Origin of the sequence: Bradyrhizobium sp. 137, from assembly GCF_023074095.1 — a bacterium.
GTDB lineage: Bacteria > Pseudomonadota > Alphaproteobacteria > Rhizobiales > Xanthobacteraceae > Bradyrhizobium.
In genome coordinates, this window is the sequence record NZ_JADPKU010000112.1 from 46322 (window position 1) to 62757 (window position 16436).

Annotated in this window: 16 protein-coding genes; 2 read left to right on the forward strand and 14 right to left on the reverse strand. The window is 64.6% G+C overall.

Annotated elements, in window-relative coordinates; translation table 11 throughout:
- Nucleotides 1-20: 20 nt before the first annotated feature.
- The 8 genes from IVA78_RS29085 to proB all read right to left on the reverse strand — a co-directional run bounded on the left by IVA78_RS29085 (nt 21) and on the right by proB (nt 8545).
- Nucleotides 21-1256 carry a divergent polysaccharide deacetylase family protein gene (locus IVA78_RS29085; RefSeq protein ID WP_247468971.1) on the reverse strand — a complete coding sequence of 412 codons (1236 nt, stop codon included), beginning with the start codon at nt 1254-1256 and terminating at the stop codon, nt 21-23.
- Nucleotides 1257-1400: 144 nt separating this feature from the next.
- Nucleotides 1401-2756, reverse strand: a complete 1356-nt coding sequence (locus tag IVA78_RS29090; RefSeq protein ID WP_247468974.1) for a S41 family peptidase — start codon at nt 2754-2756, stop codon at nt 1401-1403.
- Complete coding sequence (locus IVA78_RS29095) at nt 2753-4075, reverse strand: peptidoglycan DD-metalloendopeptidase family protein (protein ID WP_247469008.1); 1323 nt, start codon at nt 4073-4075, stop codon at nt 2753-2755. Before IVA78_RS29095 ends, IVA78_RS29090 begins: the two co-directional genes overlap by 4 nt.
- Nucleotides 4076-4107: 32 nt before the next feature.
- Entirely contained in the window at nt 4108-4590 is a 483-nt protein-coding gene (rlmH, locus tag IVA78_RS29100) for a 23S rRNA (pseudouridine(1915)-N(3))-methyltransferase RlmH (protein WP_247281223.1), read from the reverse strand.
- A gap of 97 nt (nt 4591-4687) precedes the next feature.
- A complete protein-coding gene (gene rsfS / locus IVA78_RS29105) occupies nt 4688-5044 on the reverse strand; it encodes a ribosome silencing factor (protein WP_024338888.1) in 357 nt (118 codons plus the stop codon).
- 211 nt (nt 5045-5255) lie between these two features.
- Nucleotides 5256-5900 carry a nicotinate-nucleotide adenylyltransferase gene (locus IVA78_RS29110; protein ID WP_247281222.1) on the reverse strand — a complete coding sequence of 215 codons (645 nt, stop codon included), beginning with the start codon at nt 5898-5900 and terminating at the stop codon, nt 5256-5258.
- Nucleotides 5901-5916: 16 nt separating this feature from the next.
- Nucleotides 5917-7212 (reverse strand): glutamate-5-semialdehyde dehydrogenase, encoded by a 1296-nt coding sequence (locus IVA78_RS29115; RefSeq protein ID WP_247468976.1) that lies wholly within the window; start codon nt 7210-7212, stop codon nt 5917-5919.
- 211 nt (nt 7213-7423) lie between these two features.
- A complete protein-coding gene (gene proB / locus IVA78_RS29120) occupies nt 7424-8545 on the reverse strand; it encodes a glutamate 5-kinase (protein ID WP_247468977.1) in 1122 nt (373 codons plus the stop codon).
- A gap of 195 nt (nt 8546-8740) precedes the next feature.
- Here proB and IVA78_RS29125 point away from each other — a divergent pair, with 195 nt between their 5' ends.
- Nucleotides 8741-9703: a Bug family tripartite tricarboxylate transporter substrate binding protein gene (locus tag IVA78_RS29125; RefSeq protein WP_247468979.1), complete on the forward strand. Its 963-nt coding sequence runs from the start codon at nt 8741-8743 to the stop codon at nt 9701-9703.
- A 251-nt stretch (nt 9704-9954) separates the two neighbouring features.
- Here IVA78_RS29125 and IVA78_RS29130 read toward each other — a convergent pair whose 3' ends face one another.
- From IVA78_RS29130 to IVA78_RS29140, 3 genes are all read right to left on the reverse strand, one after another.
- Nucleotides 9955-11589, reverse strand: coding sequence for an alkaline phosphatase family protein (locus IVA78_RS29130; RefSeq protein ID WP_247468981.1), 1635 nt, complete (start codon nt 11587-11589; stop codon nt 9955-9957).
- A 217-nt stretch (nt 11590-11806) separates the two neighbouring features.
- Entirely contained in the window at nt 11807-12847 is a 1041-nt protein-coding gene (obgE, locus tag IVA78_RS29135) for a GTPase ObgE (RefSeq protein WP_247468983.1), read from the reverse strand.
- Between the two features lie 84 nt (nt 12848-12931).
- Nucleotides 12932-13414: a MaoC family dehydratase gene (locus tag IVA78_RS29140; RefSeq protein WP_247468985.1), complete on the reverse strand. Its 483-nt coding sequence runs from the start codon at nt 13412-13414 to the stop codon at nt 12932-12934.
- Nucleotides 13415-13537: 123 nt separating this feature from the next.
- Between IVA78_RS29140 and IVA78_RS29145 the strand changes: the two genes are divergently transcribed.
- Entirely contained in the window at nt 13538-14452 is a 915-nt protein-coding gene (locus tag IVA78_RS29145) for a DMT family transporter (protein ID WP_247281215.1), read from the forward strand.
- Between the two features lie 207 nt (nt 14453-14659).
- Here the strand turns inward: IVA78_RS29145 and IVA78_RS29150 are convergent, their stop codons facing one another.
- The 3 genes from IVA78_RS29150 to rplU all read right to left on the reverse strand — a co-directional run bounded on the left by IVA78_RS29150 (nt 14660) and on the right by rplU (nt 16163).
- The gene (locus IVA78_RS29150) at nt 14660-15253 is read right to left on the reverse strand and encodes a GNAT family N-acetyltransferase (protein ID WP_247468987.1); all 594 of its coding nucleotides are present in this window, start codon (nt 15251-15253) and stop codon (nt 14660-14662) included.
- Between the two features lie 152 nt (nt 15254-15405).
- Nucleotides 15406-15675: a 50S ribosomal protein L27 gene (gene rpmA / locus IVA78_RS29155; protein ID WP_018643862.1), complete on the reverse strand. Its 270-nt coding sequence runs from the start codon at nt 15673-15675 to the stop codon at nt 15406-15408.
- Nucleotides 15676-15776: 101 nt separating this feature from the next.
- Complete coding sequence (rplU, locus tag IVA78_RS29160; RefSeq protein WP_247279921.1) at nt 15777-16163, reverse strand: 50S ribosomal protein L21; 387 nt, start codon at nt 16161-16163, stop codon at nt 15777-15779.
- Nucleotides 16164-16436 lie beyond the last annotated feature (273 nt).

Genomic DNA, 16436 nt, shown 5'->3' on the forward strand with positions numbered 1-16436 from the left:
TGCCGTACCAATTCGTTGATTTAGCTGGATTTTGATTTCAGCATCGCGGTTGTCAATGGCACCAAAAGGATACCCCGGTCGCCCAATGTCTTGGTCCAGACGCCGATGCGCTCGATCGAGACGGGCAGAGCCGAGGCAGTGCCGACGGCGGCGCCGCGCTCGCGCGCCGTCGCTTCGAGCTTGTTCAGGGCGCGGTCGATCTCGGTCGGCGTCGGCACCACGTCGATCGCGATGTCGCCCTTGCCGAACGGCATCGCCTGGTTGGCCGCTGCCTGGGACGCGATACTGCGGGGTGAGGAGCCGTCGTCGAAGAAGCCGAGCCCGCGCTTGGCCGCCTCGCGGATGATCGGCTGCATCGCCGGCTCGGACGCGATGAAGCGAGCGCCCATGAAATTGGTGAGGCCGGCATAGCCTTGCATCCGGCTGAGGTGCCAGTACAGGCGGTCCATGTTCTGGTCGGTGCTGAGCGAGGTCAGCAATGTTTGCGGCCCGGGATCGTTGTCGGGGAAGTCATAGGGCTCCATCGGGATCTGAAGGAAGACCTCGTGGCGCTGGGCGCGGGCCCGCTCGGCAAGCTTGCCAGGGTCGGACCCATAGGGTGTGAAGGCCAGCGTCACCGCGGGCGGCAGCTTCATAATCGCATCGGTGGTCTTGGCGGCGCCAACCCCGAGGCCGCCGATCACGATGGCGACCACCGGCATCTTTGCGGCCTTGGCGCGGTCGGCATCGGCCGCGTAGACGTTGAACGGCTTCAAGTCCCCGGCGACCACCGGGATCATGCCGTAGCGCGACTTCTCCAGCAGTTTTGGTTCGATCCCGGCCATGACAGGCGGCGGTGCCGAAGCCGCCCCGCCCTTATCGGTGGCCTCGCCAGCGCCGATCACCACGTCATGGCGTGCGCCGGTGGAGCCGTCGATCATGGTGACGGTCTTCTGCTCACTGCGAGCGGCCTGCTTCGGCGTCTCCTTGGCCTCGTGCTTGCTGTCCTGACCATGGCCCGCGGCGGCCGGCTTCTCTTCGATAGCCTTGTCCGTTGTCTTGTCCGATGTCTTGGGCTCGCGGATCGCGATCCGCATTATCGGCTCGCCGCCGAGCGGATCCTTGTTGAAGATGGCGAAGCCGGCAAAGGTGACCAGGAACAGGAGAAGCAGGACGGCAAGCAGCTGCATGGCCGTAAACGGCAGCCGCAGCCGGCGTTTCCGGCGCGGCTTGTCCTGTCCGAGCGGGGCGCTCAGATCATCGGCCGTTTCAGTCATGCGCGATCCCGAATCACTCGCAACGACGATACCACGCCGAGGTCAAGCGGCGGCAGGCCGGGATCGGCCGGGGGCATCAGGAGTTCCAAGCAAAAAGGGCGGCTTTTGCAGCCGCCCTTTGCAAGAAGTTCGTGTGCGCCGATGCTAGTTCGCCGCTTTGGGCTTGTCGGCGGCGGCCTTGTCGCCGCCCGGCGTCGGCGCGGCCGAGGCGCTGTTCTTGATGCCGTGGAGCAAATCGTCGGCAAGCTTGAGCGCCTTGTCGTCCTTGGCGTCCGGCGGGACGTAGGACTGCGAGCCGGTCTTCTCGTCGCCATCGTTCTTGAGGTGGCCGCGCAGCGACGCCTCGCCCTTGGTGTCGGTGCGGGACTTCAGCTCGTCCGGCACGTCCTGAAGCACTTCGATGTCGGGCACGATGCCCTTGGCCTGGATCGACTTGCCCGACGGCGTGTAGTAGCGCGCGGTGGTCAGCCGCAGTGCGCCGTTGCCGCTTCCGAGCGGAATGATGGTCTGCACCGAGCCCTTGCCGAACGAGCGCGTGCCGACGATGGTCGCCCGCCTGTGGTCCTGCAGCGCGCCGGCGACGATCTCGGAGGCCGAGGCCGAGCCGCCATTGACCAGCACGATGACCGGCTTGCCCTTGGTGAGGTCGCCCGCATGCGCGGTACGGCGCTGGGTCTCCTCGGCATTGCGGCCGCGGGTCGACACGATCTCGCCCTTCTCCAGGAAGGAGTCGGAGACGGTGACCGCTTCCTCCAGCAGGCCGCCCGGATTGTTGCGGAGGTCGATGATGTAGCCCTTCAGCTTGTCGCCGATCTGGTTCGAGAGATTGCCGATCTCGCGCTTCAGGCCTTCGGTGGTCTGCTCGTTGAAGGTGGTGATGCGGATATAGGCGATGTCGTCGGCTTCGACGCGCGCGCGCACCGAGCGGACGCGGATGTTGTCGCGCACCAAGGTGACGTCGAGCGGATTGTCCTGGCCCTTACGGATGATCTTGAGCTTGATCTTGGTGTTGACCGGACCGCGCATCTTCTCGACCGCCTGGTTCAGGGTCAGGCCCTGCACCGCCTCGTCGTCGAGATTGGTGATGATGTCGTTGGCCATGATGCCGGCGCGTGAGGCCGGTGTGTCGTCGATCGGCGAGACCACCTTGATCAGGCCGTCTTCCATCGTGACCTCGATGCCGAGGCCGCCGAACTCGCCGCGGGTCTGCACCTGCATGTCACGGAAGCTCTTGGCGTCCATGTAGCTCGAATGCGGATCGAGGCCGGTGAGCATGCCGCTGATTGCGGATTCGATCAGCTTGGTGTCGTCGGGCTTCTCGACATAGTCGGAGCGCACGCGCTCGAAGACGTCGCCGAACAGATTGAGCTGGCGATAGGTGTCCGCGGTGGCGGCTCGCGCGCTGGAGCCCATGAACACGGCGCGCGGCTGGGTCACGAACAGCGTCAGCGCCGCGCCGGTGGCCGCGCTGAGGAGGATTACTGAAGTCTTGCGCATCATCCGCGAACCTTCTCGCCTTCATTTGCGGCCCACCATGGGCCTGGATCGATTGGAGTGCCGTCTTTACGGAACTCGACATACAGCACAGGTTGACTCGCGTTCGTGGCGAGAATGGAGGCGACCTGAGAGGTCGACCCCATGGTCGCGACCGGCTCCCCCGTGAGCACAAACTGTCCGATGTTGACCGAAATGCGCTCCATCCCGGCGATCAGGACATGATACCCGCCCCCGGCATTGAGGATCAAGAGTTGTCCATAGCTGCGGAAGGGGCCGGCATAGACCACCCAGCCGTCACACGGCGTTGTGACCTGAGAGCCGGGTTTGGTGGCCAGTGAAATGCCCTTCTGGACCCCGCCGATCCCGTCGGAACCACCAAAGTCCCTGATCTTGTTACCATTAACCGGAAGAGGCAGGAGCCCCTTGGCCGACGCGAAGGCCATCGCGGGCGTGGTCCGGGACCGGTCCTTGAAAGCGCCCGGGCCGGACTTGGCGCTGGCGGCCGCCTTCGCCTCGGCCTGCTTTGCCGCCTCGGCCGCCTTCTCAGCGGCCTTGGCAGCGCTTTGCAGATCCTGCTCCATCTTGGTGATCAGGCCCTGGAGATCGCCGACCTGCTTTGACAGCATGATCGCGCGCGAATTCTCGGCGTCGAGGTCCTTTTCCCGCGCCGCCTGCTGGCGCTGCCGCTCGTCGACCAAAGCAGTGAGCCGGCTCTGGTCGTTGCGGACCCGGTCGCGGTCGAGGGCGAGCTGGTCGCGTTCGGTGGCGATGTTCTTGCGCAGGGCGACGAGCTCGCCGAGGTCGCCGGCGATCTTCTCGGCGCGGCCGCGCAACTCCGGCACGACGGCGCCCAGCACCATCGCGGTGCGCAGCGACTGCAGCGCATCTTCGGGGCGCACCAGCAGCGCGGGTGGCGTGCGCCTTCCGGCGCGCTGCAAGGCGGCCAGCACTTCGACGATGTCGGCGCGGCGCGAATCGAGCGAGGCGCGCATCTGTTGCTCGCGGCCGTTCAGCGTCCGCAGCCGGGCTTCGGCTTCGTCGATCTTGGTCTCGACGGTGCGCACATTGGCGGCGGTGTCGATCAGCTGCTGATTGAGTTGAGTGCGGTCCTGGCCGAGCGCGGTGATCTCGGCCTTGAGCTTGGCCTGCGCTTCCTCCGCGCTCTTCTGCCTGGCGCGCGCGGCCTCGAGCTCCTGCTCGCGCTGCTTGATTACATCGGGCGAGACAGCCGCGGTCTGCGGCGGTGTCGCCGTCTGAGCGTGCGCGAGGCTTGTGCCTGCGAGGCCAGTGATCAGCAGCAGGTTGAGAATCGGCGCACGCATCTCGTCGGCAAAGGTGCTCGTTGTGGCGCGCATCACGCGCGGTGATAGGGGTGGCCGGCCAGAATGGTGGCGGCCCGATAAAGCTGTTCCAGAAGCATGACGCGGACCATTTGGTGCGGCCAGGTCGCAGAGCCGAACGCGATCGCGAGCTTGGCCTTACGGCGCAATTCGGGCGAAAGTCCGTCCGCCCCTCCGATCACGAAGATAGTATGTCCGGCGCCTTCGTCCCGCCAGCGCGCCAGATGCCGTGCGAATACGGTGGAGTCCAGATTCTGACCGCGCTCGTCCAGCGCCACCAGGACCGCCTTCTCCGGAATATGGGCCGAGATCGCCGCGGCCTCTTCAGCCATCCGCGTTGCTGCGTCGCGCGCCCGGCTCTCCGCAAGTTCGTAAATCGAGAGATCGCGAAATCCGAGCTTGCGGCCGGCCTCGGCGAACCGCTCGAAATAGCGATCGGCAAGCTCCCGTTCGGGGCCCTGCTTCAGCCGGCCCACCGCAATGACAGCAACACGCATGATGGCTTCAGCGTCGTGTTTTCAAGGTCGCGCGCATCAGACGCGCGCACGACGCTAGCATGCGCGTCAGCCGATTCGAAATCGGCTCGTCAGGCCTCTAGATCGCCTTCGCCGCCCCTGGGCCCTGCGTGTACAATCGCTCGAGATTGTAGAACTCGCGGACCTCGGGTCTGAACACGTGCACGATCACGTCGCCGGAATCGATCAGCACCCAGTCGCAATTGGGCAAGCCCTCGACATGGATGTTTTTGATGCCGTTTTCCTTGAGGCTTTTGGTGACGTTTTCCGCGATCGCGCCAACGTGCCGGTTAACCCGGCCGGTCGTGACGATCATGTAGTCGGAGTACGCCGATTTGCCGCGAAGGTCGATTGTGACCGTCTCTTCCGCCTTCATGTCCTCGAGGCGGGAGAGGATCAGGCTCAGCGTCTTGTCGGCGTCGGGTTGCGCCTTCAAGGCAGCTTTGGACGATGTTTTACGCGTAGGCTTAGCAACCTTGGGTAAAACAGACTTGGACAATACAGATGTGGCCAGGGACCATTCCTTTCACTGTATCGCGAACGCCGAATCCGGCGCTCACCGGTTACACTACATCATGTGGGGTTAAGGGTTTCAATATGCCAGAGAGCCCCAATTCCACACACTCCGTCTCACTTCGTACCTTTTCTCACTTCGTACCTTTCCAGCTCCCGTCCGGGTTCCGCAGGCCCGTCGAGGAGAGATTCAGCTTCAATCCGGTCAGGAACACCCAGGCCGGCGCCGGCCGATCCGCAAGCAGTGCCGCCTTATTCTCGGGCAAGCGGTAGCGCGCCAGTGCCTTGGCGGCAGGAGAGGCGAGGGCACGAAAACTTTGCGGCGGGCGATCGATGACCGCAATCGGCACCTGGGCGGCGATCCGCCGCCAGTCCTGCCAACGGTGGAATTGAGCGAGGTTGTCGGCGCCCATGATCCAGACAAAGCGCAAGCCGGGTAAACGGCGACGCAAGATGTTGATCGTGTCGATAGTGTAGCGCGTGCGAATGACGGATTCGAGACAGCTCACCTCGATTCTGGGATCGGCCGCGACGTCACGCGCCGCCTGCATGCGCGCGCCGACCTCATGCAGCGTGCCGTTCTCCTTGAGCGGATTGCCTGGCGTCACCAGCCACCAGACGCGATCGAGCTGTAATCGCTTCAGCGCGAATTGGCTGATTGCGCGATGGGCCTGGTGCGGCGGATTGAACGAGCCGCCGAGCAGGCCGACGCGCATGCCCTGGGTGTAGGGCGGGATCGCTTGCGCCACGAAACGCGGCACGACGAAATTGTTGCTCAATGCCCGCCCCGAGCGGCTACGGCCGCGTCTGCCCGGTGCCGAGGACCCGGTATTTGAAGCTCGTCAGCTGCTCGGCGCCAACAGGTCCGCGGGCATGGAAGCGGCCGGTGGCGATGCCGATCTCCGCACCGAAGCCGAACTCGCCGCCATCGGCAAACTGCGTCGAAGCGTTGTGCAGCACGATCGCGGAATCGACCTCGCTCAGGAATTTCTTCGCGGCGACCTCGTCCGCGCTCACGATGGCGTCGGTGTGATGCGAGCCGTGGTTCCGGATGTGCGCGATCGCGCCGTCGACGCCGTCGACCACTTTCGCTGCGATGATCGCATCGAGATATTCAGTATTCCAATCGTCTTCGCTGGCAGGCTTTACGCGTGCGTCGGTCTTCTGCACCGCATCGTCGCCGCGCACTTCGCACCCGGCATCCAGCAGCATCTCGACCAGCGGCTTCAGGCTCCTTGCGGCTCCCGCACGATCGACCAGCAGCGTCTCGGCGGCGCCGCAGACACCGGTGCGGCGCATTTTTGCGTTGAGCACGATCGATTTTGCCATGGCGAGGTCGGCGCTGGCATCGATGTAGACGTGATTGACCCCTTCGAGATGCGCGAACACCGGCACGCGCGCTTCCTGCTCGACGCGCGCGACGAGGCTCTTGCCCCCGCGCGGCACGATCACGTCGATCGCGCCATTCAATCCTGACAGCATCATGCCGACCGCCGCGCGGTCGCGCGTCGGCACCAGCGTGATCGCGGCTTCGGGCAGGCCGGCTTCGCGCAGGCCTTGCACCAGGCATTCATGGATGGCGCGGCAGGAGCGGAAACTGTCGGAGCCGCCGCGCAGGATCACGGCATTGCCGGACTTCAGGCACAGCACGCCGGCATCGGCCGCAACATTCGGCCTGCTCTCGAAGATCACGCCGACGACGCCGAGCGGCACGCGCACGCGCTCGATGGTCATGCCGTTCGGCCGCTGCCAGCTTTCAGTAACGACACCGATCGGATCGGCAATGCCGCGCACGGTGCTGATGCCCTCGGCCATCCCTTCGACGCGCGCCGGCGTCAGCGTCAGGCGGTCGATGAAGGAGGCGGTCGCGTTGCCGGAGGCGCGGGCTTCAGCGACGTCTTCGGCATTGGCGGCGAGGATCGCCGCAGCGTTGCCGCGGATCGCCCGCTCCATGGCTTCCAGCGCCCGGTTCTTCTGCTCCGGCGGCGCCAGCGCGAGCACGCGCGCGGCAGCGCGGGCACGGGTACCGAGATCGGACATCAGCGCCTGGAGATCGGCATTGCCGTCAACGGCTTTGAGGGGGGCGGCCATGGGAGTCAACCTTCTGCTAAGGCGGTGTCCTAGCACGGAAATCCTGCGTCTGCGAAGGGCGGCGACGGTATGGCTGGTCTCCCGGCGACTTGGTGCAAAGGCCATCGGGCCAATCGCGACGTCATGGCCGGGCTTGACCCGGGCCATCCACGCCTCTTGCGGCTCGAAGAAGGTGAATGCCCGGGACAAGCCCGGGCCTGACGGCAAAGGCCTACCCGCCCACCACCAGGTCGTCGCGGTGGATCATCTCCGACCGCCCGCTGATGCCGAGGATCGCCATCACGTCCGGGGACGAGCGGCCCTTGATCCGCTCGGCGACTTCGGCGTCATAGGCGATCAGGCCGCGGCCGATCTCGCTGGCGTCGGGACCGCGCACGATCACGGCGTCGCCGCGGGCGAACTGGCCCTCGACCTTGATCACGCCGGCCGGCAGCAGGCTGGCGCCGGCGCGCAGCGCCGTCACCGCGCCGGCATCGATGGTCAGCGTGCCCTTCGGCTCCAGCGTGCCCGCGATCCAGCGCTTTCGCGAGGTGATGGGATTGGCCGGCGTCAGGAACCAGGTGCAGCGGCCGCCATCGGCGATGGCCTGGAGGGGGTGCTCGATCTTGCCGGAGGCGATCAGCATGTGCGTGCCGCCTGTGGTGGCGATCTTGGCCGCCTCGACCTTGGTACGCATGCCGCCGCGCGATAGCTCGGACTCGGCGTCCCCGGCCACCGCCTCGATCTCTGAGGAGATGCTCTCGACCACAGGAATGAGTTTTGCGTTCGGGTTGTTCTTGGGCGGAGCGTCGTAGAGGCCATCAATGTCGGACAGCAGCACCAGCAGGTCGGCGCTCGCCATGGTGGCGACGCGCGCGGCAAGGCGGTCATTGTCGCCGTAGCGGATCTCGTTGGTGGCCACCGTGTCATTCTCGTTGATCACGGGGATGGCGCGCCATTCCAGCAGCTTGCCGATGGTGGAGCGCGCATTGAGATAGCGGCGGCGCTCCTCAGTGTCCTGAAGCGTCACCAGGATCTGGCCGGCTTCGATGCCGTGCGCGCCGAGCACTTCCGACCAGATTCGCGCCAGCGCGATCTGGCCGACGGCGGCGGCGGCCTGGCTCTCCTCGAGCTTCAGCGGGCCGCGTGGCAATTTGAGGCGGCTGCGGCCGAGCGCGATCGAACCGGAGGAGACCACCAGCACATCGCGGCCCTCGCGGTGCAGCTTGGCCATGTCGTCCGCCAGCGCCGCGAGCCAGGACGCGCGCACCTCACCCTTGTCGGAATCGACCAGCAGCGCGGAGCCGACCTTGACGACGATACGGCGGAATTGACTGAGTTCGGGGCTGGCCATGTGGATAGATGTGTTGGCGCTGGATGCGATTGTTCGGAAAACGGCGGAGCAGACGGCGCCGATGAGCCCTGCTTTTGCAGCAGGACGGTGACGGGCGCAAGGCAGCCGCCATGGTAAACGGCGAATGTCGGCCTTGTGTCGGGCGTCCGCCCGGCTCTAATTGCGGTCAACGATAAAGGGCCGAAGAGGAAACGAATGGATCGCCGCAAATTCATGGCTGGATGTCTCGGGCTGCCGCTGCTGGCGCAGGCGGGTGGGGCGCAAGCGCAGGCCGGGCTCACAAAGATCATCTTCCCGTTCGCAGCGGGAGCAGGCGGCGACACGCTGTGCCGGCTGATCGCGCTGGAGTTGGCGCCGGTGCTGCAACGGACCATCGTGGTCGAGAACCGCACCGGCGACGGGCTGATCGGCATCAAGGCGGTCAAAGGCGGCAGTCCCGACGGCAGCATGGTGCTGGTGACGACGGGGCCGACCATGTATCTGCTGCCGATGGTGGAGACGACGCCGAGCTTCGACACGGCGAAGGACTTCTTGCCGGTGTCGCTCTTGGCGCGGTTCGAATTTGCGCTGGCGATCAGTCCGGCGGTCGAGGCCACTGATTTCAAGAGCTTTGTGACGTGGCTGAAGGCGCATCCGGACAAGACCTCGTTCGGGGTGCCCAGCAATGGCACCATCCCGCATTTCATGGGCTCCAAGCTCGAGAAGGACCTCGGCATTCCCCTGACCCGCGTGCCCTATCGCGGCAGCGCACCCATCCTCAACGACATCGTCGGCGGCCACATCTCGTTCGGCATCACCACGTTGGCCGATGCTCTGCCGCAACATCGTGCCAAGGGCGTGAAGATCATTGCGGTCGCGAGCGCGGAACGATCGCCGTTTGCACCAGACGTTCCGACGCTGAGGGAGAGCGGCATCGATCTTGTCGCCGACGCCTGGTACGGCATGTGGCTTCCGGCGGGCAGCCCGCAGGAGTTCGCGAGCAAGCTCGGCGCCGCCGCGCGCGCCGCGCTCGCCAAGCCCGAGGTGAAGGAGAAGCTGACGGCGATCGGGCTCATTCCGGTCGGGTCGACACCGGAAGGCTTGACGAAAGAGCTCGCAGCAAACATCGCGCTATGGCAACCGATCGTGAAGGCGACGGGATACAGGATCGAGAATTAAGGCGTTGCTCGCACAACGCACCCCGCCGTCATGGCCGGGATTGATTCGGCCATCCATGCGCTTCCGCGCTCGACGCAAGACGTGGATGCCCGGCACAAGCCCGGGCATGACGAGCTGAGCGAGCAGCGCGCTCTCTATCCCTCATCCTGAGGCGCCGCAAAGCGGCGTCTCGAAGGATGAAAGGCCCGCGCTGTCGCGGCGAGGCCTGCATGGTTCGAGACGGCGCTTCGCGCCTCCTCACCATGAGGGGCTTAGAGCTTCCCTCGCTGCGCGATGCCGTCCTTGATCGTCGCCAGTTCGGCTTCGTCCCAGACGCCGATCAGAATGCCGCCCTTCACCTGGAGCTGGTTGTCCGCATAGGCCGCGATCTTCTCGCGCGGCGTCGTGATGTGGTCGTTCGGATGCAGCGCCCAGTCGAACAGCTCGGCCTGCAACCGCGCGATGATGCCGGCGCAACCGGGGTCATCGCCGCGGTCCACAAATTCGTCCGGATCGGTTTCGAGGTCATACAGCATGGGGCGGAAGCCGGAGGCGTGGATATATTTCCAGCGGCCGTCGAACACCATGAACAGGCGGCAGCGCTCGATGGGCTGGTTCAACTTCAGCCGCACATCCTGCATGGCGTAGTCATATTCGGAGAACGCCACCCTGCGCCAATCTGATGGCGTGCGGCCGCGCAGCAGCGGCAGCAGCGAACGCCCTTCGAGAATGTGTCCCGGCACCTTGCCACCGAAATAGTCGAGGAAGGTCGGCGCGAGGTCGATCGCCTCGACCAGTGCATCGCTACGTGTGCCGCGCGTGGCGTCGGCCTCTTGCGACGGATCGATCACGATCAGCGGAATCTTCGCTGATTGCTCGTGGAACAGGTCCTTCTCGCCCATCCAGTGATCACCGAGATAATCGCCGTGATCGGAGGTGAACACGATCATGGTTGTCTCCAACAGCCCGCGCGCCTCCAGGAACTTCATCAGCACGCCCATCTGGTCGTCGATCTGGGTGATCAGGCCCATATAGGTCGGGATCACTTTCTCGCGGGCATCGTCGCGCGCCATGTTGCGGGAGTAGCGCATGTCCATGTAGGCGCCGAACACCGGATGCGGATTCTGGCGCTCGCGCTCGGAGCGGATCACCGGAATCATGTCTGACGTCGAATACATGCTGGCGTAGGGCTCTGGCGCGATATAGGGCCAGTGCGGCTTGATGTAGGACAGATGCAGGCACCACGGCCTGCCATCGGTCTCGGCCTCGGTGATGAAGTCCATCGCACGCCGCGTCATGTAGGGCGTCTCGGAGTGCTCGTCCGGCACGCGCGCGGCCTTGTCGGCATGCACCAGCAGCCAGCCGTTCTGCAACGAGCCGTCGTCGGCCGCGCCGGAATTGGCCCAATGCTCCCAGGGATTAGTAGCCTCAAAGCCCTGCTGGCGCAGATATTCATCGTATTTCGGGCGCGGCCGACCGGTCGGGTGCAGGCCGTCATCACGCTCGTAAGGTTCAAAGCCGCATTCGGCGACATGCACGCCGATGATCGATTCCGACGGGATGCCGAGCGCCTTCATGCCTTCCAGATCGGGCGCCATGTGGGTCTTGCCAACCAGCACGTTGCGCACGCCGATCTTGTTGAGGTGATCGCCGAGCGTGGGCTCGCCGACGCGCAAGGGCCAGCCATTCCAGTGCGAGCCGTGCGAGCGCATGTAGCGTCCGGTGTAGAACGACATCCGCGACGGACCGCAGATCGGCGACTGCACGTAGGCCTTGGTGAAGAGCACGCCGCGCTTGGTCATGGCGTCGATGTTGGGCGTCTTCAGCGTGGGATGGCCGGTGCAGCCGAGATAGTCATAGCGAAGCTGGTCGCACATGATCCAGAGAACGTTCTTCGCGCGCGCCATGCGTCTCGCTCCTGACTTCGTTTGCTGGATATTGCGCTATCGATGGCGCGAAGAAAACCTCTCCCGAACGGAGATGTCGGCATAGGCGGCCTGTGGCGGCCGTTCTCAAGAGAACGCCGAAGCAAGCTTCGGCTATGGCGCCGGGTGAGGAGGGGTCCGCTCTCTTGTCGGACGTTGGCCCGCTGCGCAGAGGTGTGGAGGGAGCGCGTCGCTCTCCTCAAGCCGACCACGGCTCCGCTTCGGCGGCGCTCTTGGCCTTGGCGGAGACCGGGTTCTCGCCGATCACGTCGGCCAGCGCGCGCAGCGCTTCCTTGACGCCCTGGCCGGTCACGGCGGACAGCAGCAGCGGCGTCTTCTTGGCGGCGCGCTTCAAGCGGTCCTTCTGCTTTTTCAATTCGTCCGGCTCGACCGCATCGATCTTGTTGAGCGCGACGATCTCGATCTTGTCCGTGAGCTGGCCGCCATAGGCATCGAGCTCGGTCCGCACCGTCTTGTAGGCCTTGCCGGCATGTTCGCAGGTCGCGTCGACAAGATGCAACAGCACGCGGCAGCGTTCGACATGGCCGAGGAAGCGGTCGCCGAGGCCAGCGCCTTCATGCGCGCCTTCGATCAGACCCGGAATGTCCGCCAGCACGAATTCGCGGCCGTCGGCATTCACGACACCGAGCTGCGGATGCAGCGTGGTGAAGGGATAGTCGGCGATCTTCGGCTTTGCTGCGCTGACCTTGCTGAGGAAGGTCGACTTGCCGGCATTGGGCAGGCCGACGAGTCCGGCATCCGCGATCAGTTTCAGCCGCAGCCAGATCCAGCGCTCCTCGCCGGGCTGGCCGGGATTGGCGTTGCGTGGGGCGCGGTTGGTCGAGGTCTTGAAATGCGCGTTGCCGAAGCCGCCATTGCCGCCCTCGGCTAGGACGAATCTTTCGCCGAGCTTGGTGAAGTCGTGGATCAGCGTCTCGCGGTCTTCGTCGAAGATCTGCGTGCCCATCGGCACTTTCAGCACGATGTTCTTGCCGTTGGCGCCATGGCGGTCCGAGCCCGAGCCATTCTCACCCTTCTGGGCTTTAAAATGCTGCTGATAGCGATAGTCGATCAGCGTGTTGAGGCCATCGGCGACCTCGATAATGACATTGCCGCCGCGGCCGCCATTGCCTCCGGAGGGGCCGCCGAATTCGATGAACTTCTCGCGGCGGAACGCCACGCAGCCGTTCCCGCCGTCACCGGAGCGGATATAGACCTTTGCTTCGTCGAGGAATTTCATGGGCCATAGGTAGGCCAGCCGATCCCGTGCTGCAACCCGAACTTCTCCGTGAATCGGCCAAATTTCGGCGATTTTTCTCCGTGCTTAACCCGCTGGTCGCCGCCGGATCAGGAATTTCTGCGTGCCCTCCAGCACCAGCTCCTTGCGCTGGTTGAACACGGTGCTTCTGAGCGTCACGGCGCCGGTCGTGCGCCCCGGCACCAGCTCGGTGACTTCAAGCGCAGGATAGATGGTGTCGTCGGCGAACACTGGCTTGAGGAACCGGCTTGATTGCTCGAGGAAGCCGACCAGGGACTCCTCGACCATGAACGGAAACAAGCCGGCCCCAGGCGCGGTGTGGATCAAGGTCTGAAAGCCGTGGGCGAGCAGATGCGGCATGCCGCGGCTGCGGCAATATTCCACGTCGTAGTGCACCGGATGAGTGTCGCCGCTCGCGGTCTGGAACGCCGCGAACACGGCGGACGTCTGGGTGCGGCTGGGCAGCACGAAGCGTTCGCCGAGGACGAAATCCTCAAACCAGCGTTGCGTGGGGATCATGCGGTGCTGGAAGGGATCGAAGTCGGTCATGCGCTGCACCATTCGGAACGGACTCGGTGCATGATCCGTATCGCGCTCCGCGCAGTGCGACAATGCGTTCAATTCACCAGAGGTGGACTTGTCCGGCGCGCCCACGCGATTAAAACGACGCAAATGCCCTTCTTCAAGTCTCTCTCCGCCTATGACGACCGCTCGGCACGGCTCGCCGGCATCGCCTTGATGGTGCTGTCGATCTTCCTGTTCTCGTTCGGCGACGCCATGGGCAAGTTCCTGGTCGGCACCTATTCGGTGGGGCAGCTCTTGTTCCTGCGCGCCTGCGCGGCGCTGCTCTTGCTGTCGCCGCTGATCTGGCGGCAGCGTCGCCAATTCCTGGAGCTGGAGCGGCCGCGGTTGCAGCTGTTTCGCGTCGTGCTGTCGACGCTGGAGGTGGCCGCCTTCTTTCTCGCGACCGTCTATCTGCCGCTCGCCGACGTCATCACTTATTATCTGGCCGGCCCCATCTTCGTCACCGCGATGTCGGCGATCTTTCTGGGCGAGCGGGTCGGCTGGCGGCGCTGGACCGCGATCCTGATCGGTTTCTGCGGCGTCTTGATCGCGCTGCGGCCATCCGCGCAGACCGTAAGCCTGCCGGCGCTGATCGCGCTCGGCGGCAGTCTGTCGTTTGCGACGCTGATGCTGATCACGCGCAGCCTGCGCAAGACGCCTGACATCGTGATGGCCTCCTCGCAATTCATCGGCACGTTTTCGCTGGGGGCCGTGCTCTCTGCATTTCACTGGGTGCCGCCGACATCGGGCAGCCTCCTGATCTTCGCACTGGCGGGATGCGTCTCGGTCACCGCGCTGTTCTGCGTCAACCGCTCGCTCAAGCTCGCGCCGGCCAGCGTCGTAGTGCCCTACCAATATTCGATGATCGTCTGGGCCGTGATCTTCGGCTTCGTCGTGTTCGGCGACGTGCCTGAGGTCGCAACGCTCGTCGGCGCAGCCATCATCATCGGTGCCGGGTTCTATATCTACTTGCGGGAGCGCGATCTCGGGCGTGAAAGCGCAGAAGTGAATCCGCCGGCTTGATGCCCACCCTCCCCTGGAGGGGAGGGTCGCTCGTGCGAAGCGCGAGCGGGGTGGGGTGACAGTTTCTCCGCGAAGATAGTGCTTCGGTTGCATCAACCACTGCAAGGGGGGCCACACCATTACTGTGGCTTCACCCCACCCTGCTGCGCATTCCGCTTCGCTGCACGCGCATCGACCCTCCCCCTCCAGGGGAGGGTGATTCGCGCACTACCTCATCCGCCTTGCACTGCTCCAGCTCTTCAGCGACGCCCACACGCCGCGCGACAGGCGGAAGCAATCGACGGGCGTGGACGATCCAAGCGCCAGGAAGCGGTGCAGCTGGACGCCGCTCCACTGGAAGCCGCACTTCTCCAGTACCTTGCGCGAGGCCGGGTTGGTGACGCGCGCGCCGGCATAGAGCTGGTCGTCCTCGAACTCCTCGAAGAAGAAGTCGATCGCGCCGCGCGCGGCCTCGGTGGCAAAGCCCTGGCCCCAATGCTCGACGCCGAGCCAGTAGCCGAGTTCGGCATTGTCCGGTGTGGAGCAGTCGATGCCGACCATGCCGATCGGCCCAGAATCGTGCTCGATCAGGAATACGGTCTCGCTGCCGAGCGCGGCGGTGGCGCGGATGAATTCGACAGCGTCATCCTGCGAATAGGGATGCGGGAGGCGGCGGGTGTTTTCTGCGATGCGGCGGTCGTTGGCGAGCCGCGCGATGGTCCTGACGTCGGCCAGTGTCGGCCGCCGCAACGTCAGCCGCTCGGTGGCGACGACGCTCGGTCTCGCCTCCTGCAAGGTCACGCTCGAGAAATCCTGCAACATGTCCGGCTCCTGGAAAGTCACTAATTCCAAAGTGAGTAAGTCAAAGAAAAGGGGAGGCCGGTTTCCCGCCTCCCCTGGAGCCTTCGATCACTTGATCTCTAGGACTCCGCCGGTTTGGTCAGGACCCGGCGGACTCCAATTTGGTCCACCGTCTATTCAGCCGCCTCAGCGATCGGGAGCACCGATACGAAGGTGCGGCCGTTGGCTTTGGCCTGGAACGCAACACGACCCTCGACCTTGGCGAACAAAGTGTGGTCCGTGCCCATGCCGACATTAAGGCCGGGGTGCCAGGTGGTGCCGCGCTGACGCGCAATGATGTTGCCGGGGGTGACGATCTCCCCGCCGAACGCCTTGATGCCGAGGCGCTTGCCCTTCGAATCGCGTCCGTTACGCGATGAACCGCCTGCTTTTTTGTGAGCCATGGCTCGTCTCCGAAATCCTACGTATGTCTAGATCAATTCCTTGACGGAATCATTTCACGATTTCTCACGCATCAATTCGTGAATTGGCGTGATCAAATCTTTTATTCGGCGGCTTCCTGTGCGGACTCCTTGGCCACCTTCTCCTTCTTCGGACGCGGGCCCTTGGTGGGCTTGGCGCCGTCCGTCAGGATCTCGCTGACGCGCAGCACCGTGATCTCGTCGCGGTAGCCGCGCTTGCGGCGCGAGTTCTTGCGGCGGCGCTTCTTGAACGCGATGACCTTCGGTCCGCGCTTGTGGTCGAGCACCTCGACCGCAACGGACGCGCCTGCGACCGTCGGGACGCCCAGGACCGGCGTGTCGCCGCCGACCACCAGAACGTCATTCAGCTGCACGATCGAGCCGACTTCGCCTTCGATCTTGCCTACTTCGAGAACATCATCCGGCACGACGCGGTATTGCTTGCCGCCGGTTTTGATGACTGCGAACATCGTTTTTTCCTTCGTGTTCAATCCCAGCCTCGCGACGAGAAGCGTCGGGGCCGGCTTTTTGTCAGTCGCTACGGGTTTATGCGAGTTTTGTGCGGGCGGGACTTATCCCCTTGAAAACCCACGCAAAAACGAGCGGCGCGAGAAACGCCCCGCGCCGGTTGTGGGACTTATAGCCGCCGGACGCCGCAAGTCAAGGAAAACCGCCGAAACCGCCAGGATTTGAAGGATTTTGAGCCCATTGCGGTGCGTGGGCTGATTCTGCGGCCAGCTTGC

Excerpts from the sequence above, each read along its gene's own strand:
- IVA78_RS29085 (WP_247468971.1), bottom strand. The coding sequence starts at position 1,256 with ATGACTGAAACGGCCGATGATCTGAGCGCCCCGCTCGGACAGGACAAG.
- IVA78_RS29090 (WP_247468974.1), bottom strand. The coding sequence starts at position 2,756 with ATGATGCGCAAGACTTCAGTAATCCTCCTCAGCGCGGCCACCGGCGCG.
- IVA78_RS29095 (WP_247469008.1), bottom strand. The coding sequence starts at position 4,075 with ATGCGTGCGCCGATTCTCAACCTGCTGCTGATCACTGGCCTCGCAGGC.
- rlmH (WP_247281223.1), bottom strand. The coding sequence starts at position 4,590 with ATGCGTGTTGCTGTCATTGCGGTGGGCCGGCTGAAGCAGGGCCCCGAA.
- IVA78_RS29115 (WP_247468976.1), bottom strand. The coding sequence starts at position 7,212 with ATGGCCGCCCCCCTCAAAGCCGTTGACGGCAATGCCGATCTCCAGGCG.
- proB (WP_247468977.1), bottom strand. The coding sequence starts at position 8,545 with ATGGCCAGCCCCGAACTCAGTCAATTCCGCCGTATCGTCGTCAAGGTC.
- IVA78_RS29125 (WP_247468979.1), top strand. The coding sequence starts at position 8,741 with ATGGATCGCCGCAAATTCATGGCTGGATGTCTCGGGCTGCCGCTGCTG.
- IVA78_RS29130 (WP_247468981.1), bottom strand. The coding sequence starts at position 11,589 with ATGGCGCGCGCGAAGAACGTTCTCTGGATCATGTGCGACCAGCTTCGC.
- obgE (WP_247468983.1), bottom strand. The coding sequence starts at position 12,847 with ATGAAATTCCTCGACGAAGCAAAGGTCTATATCCGCTCCGGTGACGGC.
- IVA78_RS29140 (WP_247468985.1), bottom strand. The coding sequence starts at position 13,414 with ATGACCGACTTCGATCCCTTCCAGCACCGCATGATCCCCACGCAACGC.
- IVA78_RS29145 (WP_247281215.1), top strand. The coding sequence starts at position 13,538 with ATGCCCTTCTTCAAGTCTCTCTCCGCCTATGACGACCGCTCGGCACGG.
- IVA78_RS29150 (WP_247468987.1), bottom strand. The coding sequence starts at position 15,253 with ATGTTGCAGGATTTCTCGAGCGTGACCTTGCAGGAGGCGAGACCGAGC.
- rpmA (WP_018643862.1), bottom strand. The coding sequence starts at position 15,675 with ATGGCTCACAAAAAAGCAGGCGGTTCATCGCGTAACGGACGCGATTCG.
- rplU (WP_247279921.1), bottom strand. The coding sequence starts at position 16,163 with ATGTTCGCAGTCATCAAAACCGGCGGCAAGCAATACCGCGTCGTGCCG.